The organism is Novosphingobium cyanobacteriorum (assembly GCF_029436685.1).
Lineage (GTDB): Bacteria > Pseudomonadota > Alphaproteobacteria > Sphingomonadales > Sphingomonadaceae > Novosphingobium > Novosphingobium cyanobacteriorum.
In genome coordinates this window covers 1-4,311 of record NZ_JAROCY010000056.1, presented here as the reverse complement: position 1 = coordinate 4,311, position 4,311 = coordinate 1, and the positions used below count along the sequence as shown (strand labels likewise).

Here is a 4,311-nt window from a genome sequence, read left to right as displayed (position 1 = left end):
TGAGCAACTGAGTTGCCGTCACCCAGCTCAGGCAGGGGTCGTCATTTCCGCGATGCTACACAGTCACACGGTCGCCAATACGAATGACGGTGGTGACGGCATCCGCCTTTTCGTCCCCGTCAAGCCGATGACATTTCTGGGTCATCAAGTCGTCAGGCTGGGTGGGTGGCAAGCCGATCCGAGTGGAGGGGCGATGGCTCCGTTTGGGCGCGGCCCTGGCACGGCTCCCCCTAACCACATTTCCGTAACTGTAATGGGTTCGGCCGAGGAGCTTCGAGACAAATTTGCCCGCCTTGGCGTTTCCGAGGCTGAATATTTGCCGGATCACACGCAAGAATCTTGGGTGGATAGCCGAGGGGAAATCATCCAACCTCGCCGACTAGTGCCTGGCCCTCAGTTTGAGGAGGGTGACAACGACCTAGCCATGCAACCCGTCAACGGGGCAGTCACGATTTCTTGTTCTGCAAATGAGATGGATTTTCAGCGCGACATCGAAGCGCGTTTGGGGGGCAATTGATGCCGAAGACCTCTATAGTACTGAGAGCCTTCTGTATCGGCGCTGCCATCGTAGCCGCGTCAGGCGCAGGTACCTCAAGCGCGCAAGTCCCTGAGGACGTATCTGTGCTTCAGGGGCAATGTTCGTCCGATTCAGGTGTGATCATCGACAATGAGACGACGGGGTTTGCGTGCACCAATGCGGTGATGTCTTTTCATCCGAACAACGGCTCGGTGATGATTCAATTCTCCGGTAAAAGCGAGGATGGTCGCGACCAGATTCTCGGCTTTGCAGGCCCTATGAATTCTCGAGACATGGTTTCGATCGAACGGATATATCTCATGCCCGGGGCTCAGCCTCTTACCCCCGCTAATCGAGCGTCGGCTTGCGCGTTCATGAGAACAGGTGACAGGCTTATGACGGTGCTGTGCCGAGCCATCGCAATTGCTCAAGGCTCAACCATTGAGACGCGAGTCAGGTTTATCTTGGCGCAGTAGCGAGTGTTTTCTTGCGGCTTACCGATGCTCAAGCCACCGCGTTTAGCCCATTGCGCTGAATGATCGACAACAGGCGCAGCGCCGGGCCTCCCGGCTTCTTCGCCCCGCGCTCCCAGTCGGAAACAAGGTTCTTCGACACGTTGAGATAGCGCGCGAACACCGACTGCGACACATGCTCCGCCTCGCGGATCGCTTTGATCTCGTCCGGTGACAGAACCGGCGCAGGCGCAAGGCAGGCCTCATCGAACTCGCGCATGGTGCGCTTGTCGATGCTGCCCGCGTCGCGGAGGCCTTCCATCATCTCGTGGACCGCAGCCATCGCCTCGCTCTTGTAGGTTTTTGCCTTAGCCTTGCTCATCGTCTTTCACCTCGACCAATCGGCCTGCTTCAACTTCCGTTTCGATCTGGTCCTCGTCCAGCTCCAGCATGATGCTGGCCGCCTTGCGATAGACCTTCAGTTCCGCCGCACTCAGGTTCGCCTTGTCGCTCTTGGCAAAGGCAAACATGAATATGGCCCGCTCGCCCGAGCGGAAGATCAGGATCGAGCGATAACCGCCGGATTTGCCTCCGCCCTGGCGCGCGATGCGCTGCTTGATAAGGCCGCTGCCGAGGTCGGCATCGATCAGGCCGGATTCGGCCCGATGCACGGCATCAGCAAGCGTGACATCGCTGATCTTCTCCTTTGCCGGATACTCAAGCGAACCAGCGGTTGGCGTAGATGCGGATGCGCGGGTTCTTGAGGCTCACAGCAACGGCCCACTATCATACTTAGTGTTACGGCTCAATGAATATGAGCCGCTCATGTTTTGCTCGATCTGGTCGCCGATGCGCCGCGCTGCCTCGATGACATGCCCATCGTCAAGATGGGCATAGCGGGTCGTCGTGCGCACATCGGCATGACCCAGCAGCTTGCCGATCATCGGCAGGGTTTCCGAATGGGCGGCGGCATGGCTGGCAAAGCTGTGCCGCAGGTCGTGGATGCGGACGCCGGGTAGGCCCGCCTCGTCGCGCAGCTTGCTCCACAAGTTGCCGATATCGGTGATCGGGCGCTGGGTGGCCGGGTTCCAGAACACATAGCTCTGCTTCTCACGGCGCGGCAGGGCGTGGAGAATGGTTGCAGCCGCTTCCGCCAACCAGACCGTGCGCGGGCCGGTCTTGCTGTCGGTCAGCAGCAAGCGCCTCCCTCGTACCTCGCCCCATTTGAGGCAGGTGATCTCCGACTTGCGGCAGCCGGTCAGGATCAGCAGGCTGATCGCGGCGCAATGCAGCGGGAAAGCCTTGCGGTGCCGGTCGAGCACTTCGCCAATTCGCTTGAACTCTTGATCGGACAGGAAGCGCTCGCACTTCCGCCCCTTGTTCTTGCGGATGTAGAGGCAGGGGTTCGAGCCTTCGGGCCGCACGCCCCATTGCTCGGCCTTGTTGAACATGGCGCGCAGGATTTCACCGCAACGATTGGCCGCTCCGGGGCCACCGGTGTTGGTAATCCGGTTGAACCATTCCTGCACATAGCGTTCCTCGATTTCGTCGAGGAACAGGCCTTCGAATGCCCGGTCGAGATATTTCCGCTTGTAGTAACGGTGGGTGTAGAGCGTGGACGGTTTCCATTTGGGCGAGACGCGCTCCCAGTAGGTTGTGAGAAAGTCCCGGTAGGATGGAACTTTGCGCAGCCGCTTGCGCTCCTCCGCCGGATTCTCGCCGGTCTGGGCGCGGAGCAGGACGCGACGCGCCACATCCATCGCCTGCGCACGGCTCAGCACCTTGGCGTTGCCGATCGTCACCGTGCGGGTGCGCCCTTCCATCCGTGCCTGGACGACATAGACCTTGCGTCCGCTGGCATAATGTCGGGTGCCAAAGCCGGGCAGTTCGCGCGTCCAGCACGTCTTGCGTAGCTCGCCCAGGCCGCCGCATTTGCCAATCGCATGGAGCCGGAGACTGCCAAGCTCCTCGGCGACGATCCCACGCAGGGTCAGCGCGTTCATTGCCCCACTCCGATCAGGCGCGCGATGGAGCCGGATACGCGCTCGGCGGCATCGGCGACGATCTCGTCGGACAGGTGCGCGTATCGGGTCGTCGTTTCTGCCAGCGCATGGCCCAGCAGCTTGCCGATGACCATGAGCGAGATGTTGTCCCGGATCGCGACCGAGGCAAAGCTGTGGCGCAGGTCATGTAGGCGCACATCCGGCAATGCTGCACAATTGCGGATTTTCGACCAATGGATGCCGAGCGTGATCGGCTTGTCGGGATTGCGGAACGAGGGAAACAGCAGGCCGGTTGCTTTCCGGTCTGGGAGCGATTCAATCACATCGATAGCCTGCCGGTTGAGATAGACGATCTTCGCTCCGGTCTTGCTATCAGGCAGCATCAGGCGCGGTTCCTGAACCCATTCCCAGCGCAGTTGCTCGATCTCTCCGCAACGTGCGCCGGTGAAGATCAGCAGGCGGATCGCCGTGACATAGAGCGGCTGCTCCGCCTCGTAGTCCCGCAATGCCGTGGCTAGCCGCGCGTATTCATGTGGCGACAGAAACCGCTCCATCGGTTTGCGCTTGTAGCGCGGCGTGCCCTTGCAGGGGTTGGAACCACGGGCACGCAAGCCTAGGCGCTCCGCGTATCCCATCATCACCGAGAACACCGGCAAGGTGCGGTTGAACACGCCGGGGCGTTCGACAAAGCTGTCGCGCCAGAACAGGATGTCGCCCTTCGCCAGATCGTCGACGCGCCGATCGCCAAACGCACCGAGGATTTCCTTGAAGATGGCGCACTCGTTGCGTTTGCGGGTCGAAGGCTTCCAGTGCCGCGCGTAGTCGGCCCAGAAGCGTTCGGCGTAGTCGCGCAGCAAAGGTGCATCGCTCTTCTGCGCAGCGCGGGCCTTCTTGCGCGTCGGCAACCCATCGAGTGTGACCTCTGCCAGCTTCGCCCTCGCGAGGCGGCGGGCTGTGGCGGGTGAGATGTCGCGGGAGGTCCCCAGCGAAACCCGCCGCAGCTTGCCGCGCTGGCGGAACAGCACGAACCATGTCCGCCTGCCGCCAGGATTTACCCGCAGGCCAAAGCCCGGCAGGTCAACATCCCAATACTCGCGGATGCGCTTGCCCGGTTTGCGTCGGACGATGTTGCCGTTGAGCCTAACCCGGTTGGACGGCTTTGCCTTTTCACCACTCCCGCGCCCTTCACCGGATCGTGTTGCGGCATGATTCGTGGCTTCATTCGCTGGTAGCAGATAGCCATTTGCTTGCATTGACTTGCTCCTCTTTGTAGAGGAACAACTTCGCGTAACCTATTGCTTAACAATCTCTTTCTGCCGCATGGCGGCGTACGGTGTGC

The 4,311-nt window shown here is 60.8% G+C and carries 5 protein-coding genes; 1 reads left to right on the top strand and 4 read right to left on the bottom strand.

The window, feature by feature from the left end; all coding sequences use genetic code 11:
- On the top strand, positions 1–517 hold a 517-nt coding region (locus POM99_RS22040; protein WP_277280944.1), incomplete at its 5' end, for a hypothetical protein.
- Positions 518–1,021: 504 nt separating this feature from the next.
- On the opposite strand, the gene POM99_RS22035 is transcribed toward POM99_RS22040, so the two are convergent.
- The 4 genes from POM99_RS22035 to POM99_RS22020 all read right to left on the bottom strand — a co-directional run bounded on the left by POM99_RS22035 (position 1,022) and on the right by POM99_RS22020 (position 4,225).
- Positions 1,022–1,351 carry a helix-turn-helix domain-containing protein gene (locus POM99_RS22035; RefSeq protein WP_277280942.1) on the bottom strand — a complete coding sequence of 110 codons (330 nt, stop codon included), beginning with the start codon at positions 1,349–1,351 and terminating at the stop codon, positions 1,022–1,024.
- Entirely contained in the window at positions 1,338–1,640 is a 303-nt protein-coding gene (locus POM99_RS22030) for a type II toxin-antitoxin system RelE/ParE family toxin (RefSeq protein ID WP_277280941.1), read from the bottom strand. Before POM99_RS22030 ends, POM99_RS22035 begins: the two co-directional genes overlap by 14 nt.
- Positions 1,641–1,736: 96 nt before the next feature.
- Positions 1,737–2,972: a site-specific integrase gene (locus POM99_RS22025; RefSeq protein ID WP_277280939.1), complete on the bottom strand. Its 1,236-nt coding sequence runs from the start codon at positions 2,970–2,972 to the stop codon at positions 1,737–1,739.
- On the bottom strand, positions 2,969–4,225 hold the full coding sequence (locus POM99_RS22020; RefSeq protein ID WP_277280937.1) for a tyrosine-type recombinase/integrase: 1,257 nt from the start codon (positions 4,223–4,225) through the stop codon (positions 2,969–2,971). Before POM99_RS22020 ends, POM99_RS22025 begins: the two co-directional genes overlap by 4 nt.
- Positions 4,226–4,311 lie beyond the last annotated feature (86 nt).

Coding starts and splice junctions, on each gene's coding strand:
- POM99_RS22025 (WP_277280939.1), bottom strand. CDS start 2,972: ATGAACGCGCTGACCCTGCGTGGGATCGTCGCCGAGGAGCTTGGCAGT.
- POM99_RS22035 (WP_277280942.1), bottom strand. CDS start 1,351: ATGAGCAAGGCTAAGGCAAAAACCTACAAGAGCGAGGCGATGGCTGCG.
- POM99_RS22020 (WP_277280937.1), bottom strand. CDS start 4,225: ATGCAAGCAAATGGCTATCTGCTACCAGCGAATGAAGCCACGAATCAT.